The following is a 3,566-nucleotide window of genomic DNA, read 5'->3' on the forward strand; positions in this document are numbered from 1 at the left end:
GAAACAGGCACATTACCTTACACAAGATTAGGTGATGTGTATCTGTACGAAGTTAATGTAGTGGAACAGATCCTTAAAAAAAATAATGTTTGTTTAAATTGCTAATTATGAAAGAAGTTACTAGAAGAACAGACCCACAAACAGGCGAACTGTTTTTTCCAAAAAGAGCCAACCAAAAGTTTGCCAGACCCGAGAACAGAATTAAATTCAATAATGATGCGGCAAATGAATTGCGAAGGGAACGAGAACACATCAACAAACCAATTCACAATGCACATGTAAAACTAAGAAAATTAATGGTTGGTAGAAATGAAGCAGAATTTTCCATTGATTTTTTAAGAGGATATGGCTTAGATTTTAATGTATTTAATCATTATGTTCTATACAATGGAATTCAACGCCCTGCCATATTTGAATTTGTATTTATTATTGATAAAGTAAATAAAGAAGTAAAAATTATTAGACATGGAAGATTTTAGTAGATTTACCGTAATACCTGGAAAATCCGGTCAAATTGACCACCACTTTCCAGTTTAAATTGACCACCATTTCCGGAGCAAACTGACCACCACTTTCCGGAGCAAATTGACCACCTAATTTTGAGGTTAATTTGGCAATAAAAAACTACCCACTTTTTTCATGTTGTTAGAACCATAAATTCGTTTTAAAAAACGGATTATGGCAAACAAAATAACAGACATGAGTAAAATTAGAAAAGCAATTAAATTCTATTGTAACGGAAAAAGTAAGTTGTTTATAAGTAAGTACTTATCGCTTTCCAGAAATACTGTAAAGAAGTATATTTCTTTATTTGAAACACTAGGACTAAGTTTTGAAGCAATTAATGAAAAATCAGATGCTGAACTAGAAGTTATGTTTTCACATACAACTGTGGAAATCATTAGTCCCAAACTGCAAATTCTTTATGATTTTTTCCCTAAAATGGAACGGGAACTAAAAAAAGTTGGCGTTACCGTACAGCACATGTGGGAACAATATATCTCATTAAACCCTGACGGTTATAGAAGTTCACAATTTTGTTATCATTACAAAATATGGGGTAAACGAGTCAATCCAGTAATGCACATGAATCACAAAGCGGGTGATAAAATGTATGTGGATTATGCCGGAAAAACACTCTCTATTATTGATAAAGACACGGGAGAAATCAAAGAAGTACAGTTTTTTGTAGCCATATTAGGAGCGAGTCAATACACGTATGCCGAAGCCTCCATGAGCCAACAAAAAGAAGATTTTGTTACTTCTGTAGAGAATGCCATGCGTTTTTTTGAAGGTACTCCTGCTGCAATTGTTCCAGATAATTTAAAATCTGCAGTAATAAAAAGCAGTCGTTTTGAACCAACAATTAATGAAACCTTGGCAGATTTAGCCGAACACTATGAAACTACAATCTTACCTGCTAGGGCATATAAGCCCAGAGACAAGTCATTAGTTGAAGGGGCTGTCAAGATATTGTACAGAAGGATTTATGTAAATATAAAAGAAACAAAATTCTTTTCTCTAGAAGAATTAAACCAGCAGATATGGGATTTACTTGATTCTCATAATGATAGAAAACTCACTGCACGTCCTTATTCTCGCTTGGAATTATTTTTGGAAGATGAACAGCAAAAACTACGTCCACTGCCACAAGAACGTTTTGAAATCAAATACCAATGCTTTGCAACAGTAATGCAGAATGGACATGTTCAATTAAGTCAGGATAAAAACTATTATAGTGTTCCCTATCAATATGTAAAGAAAAAAGCTAAACTATTGTACACTAAATCAACCGTAGAGATTTATTATAAATACAATCGAATAGCAGTCCATATAAGAAATTACAAACCTTATGTCTATACCACAACACCTGAACATTTAGCAAGTACACATCAATTTGTAGCCCAATGGAGTGCTTCTCGCTTCATTGATTGGGCCAATAGCATTGATGAGTCCGTAGGGGATTATATCCTGCAGATAATCGAAAGTAGAAACCATCCTGAGCAAGCCTATAAAAGTTGTTTAGGAATACTAAACTTTGAGAAAAAAGTTGGAAAACAGCGATTAATAAATGCTTGTAAACGGGCACTAGATTTTAAAATTTATAGCTTCAAGAGCATACAGAACATTTTAGAAAACAACTTAGACCAAATTGATTTTGAACAAGAATCCGAGCAAGAACTCCCAAATCACAGTAACATTAGAGGTAAACACTATTATAACTAAATTAAAATCAAATAATTATGAATGAATCAACAGTAACAAAAATGAAACAAATGAAGCTTTATGGAATGCATAATGCTTTTAAAACAGCTATTGAAAGCGGGAAAACAGACCATTACACACTCGACCAATTTGTGTCTATGATTATTGATGCAGAATGGGATGAAAGGCACAATCGTCGTATTGAACGAAGTATCAAGAATGCCCGATTCCATTACAAATCCAATATTGAAACTATCAATTTTGACCAAGCCCGTAATCTTGACCGCAACATGGTACTTCGTCTAGCGGAATGCGAATTTGTTGAAAAAAATGAAAACATTTTAATCACTGGAAGTACAGGTGTAGGTAAAAGTTATTTAGGTACCGCATTGGGTTACCAGGCCTGCATACAAGGTTTTAAAGTAAGTTACTTTAATACTTCGAAGTTGTTTGCCAAATTAAAAATGGCCAAAGCAGATGGTTCTTACTTGCGAGAACTGGCCAAAATAGAACGGCAAGATGTTATTATTCTTGATGATTTTGGACTCCAAGCCTTGGATAGCCATAATCGAATTACCCTTTTAGAAATCATCGAGGACAGGCATAATAACGGTTCTATAATTGTAACCTCACAAATCCCAGTTCAAGGGTGGTATGATATAATTGGAGAAAAAACCATAGCCGATGCTATTTTGGATAGATTGATACATCAATCGCACCGTTTTGAATTAAAAGGGGAATCAATGAGAAAAAAAAGAGGTACTAATAAAGTTTAATATTTTTAGGTATATTTGAATAATTAACAGATGAAAAAAAGTAGTTTTTTATGAAAAATTGGGGTGGTCAGTTTACTCCGGAATTAGGTGGTCATTTTGAATTGGAATCAGGTGGTCACTTTAAATTGGAATTGGGTGGTCAATATCACCGGAATTTGCACTTTTTGGGACTTTTTTTAAAAAAATATTTTTTTTAAGTAGAAAAATTAGTGTTTCAAAGTGACACAATGGTATTTGAACTCAGAAACATGGTGGCTATTTATTTAAACCATCATAGGGATGAGGGGCTAATTAGCCTATTTGCATAGGCGAGGTAGGTAATTTAAAATAGCATTATCGTGGATTATGATACTAAAAAAGCCCAAACAAGAGGTACGGAGGGTGCCGCTGTTCCTGTTGGGGCTATTTGAGACATACTAGCTTTTAGGTGTGAATGGATGCAAAAAGACGAACAATACTGCTCGTCTTTCTTACTTTAATTTCAATAGAATAAACACAAAATCTAATAGCTAACTCTATACTTATTATTTGAATCTTATAAAGGGAATCACATTAAATTTATTCCAGTTTAAAACTTGTTATTTC

4 protein-coding genes are annotated in these 3,566 nt (G+C 33.7%); all 4 read left to right on the forward strand.

The window, feature by feature from the left end; genetic code table 11:
- Positions 1-107: 107 nt before the first annotated feature.
- Positions 108-479 carry a hypothetical protein gene (locus ACKOWY_RS05010; RefSeq protein WP_408940348.1) on the forward strand — a complete coding sequence of 124 codons (372 nt, stop codon included), beginning with the start codon at positions 108-110 and terminating at the stop codon, positions 477-479.
- Positions 480-678: 199 nt separating this feature from the next.
- A complete protein-coding gene (gene istA, locus ACKOWY_RS05015) occupies positions 679-2,226 on the forward strand; it encodes an IS21 family transposase (protein ID WP_408940349.1) in 1,548 nt (515 codons plus the stop codon).
- Positions 2,227-2,276: 50 nt separating this feature from the next.
- The gene (istB, locus tag ACKOWY_RS05020; protein ID WP_408940351.1) at positions 2,277-2,981 is read left to right on the forward strand and encodes an IS21-like element helper ATPase IstB; all 705 of its coding nucleotides are present in this window, start codon (positions 2,277-2,279) and stop codon (positions 2,979-2,981) included.
- A 50-nt stretch (positions 2,982-3,031) separates the two neighbouring features.
- Entirely contained in the window at positions 3,032-3,178 is a 147-nt protein-coding gene (locus ACKOWY_RS05025) for a hypothetical protein (RefSeq protein ID WP_408940350.1), read from the forward strand.
- Positions 3,179-3,566 lie beyond the last annotated feature (388 nt).

The organism is Flavobacterium sp. (assembly GCF_046073885.1).
In the GTDB taxonomy this organism is placed as follows: domain Bacteria; phylum Bacteroidota; class Bacteroidia; order Flavobacteriales; family Flavobacteriaceae; genus Flavobacterium.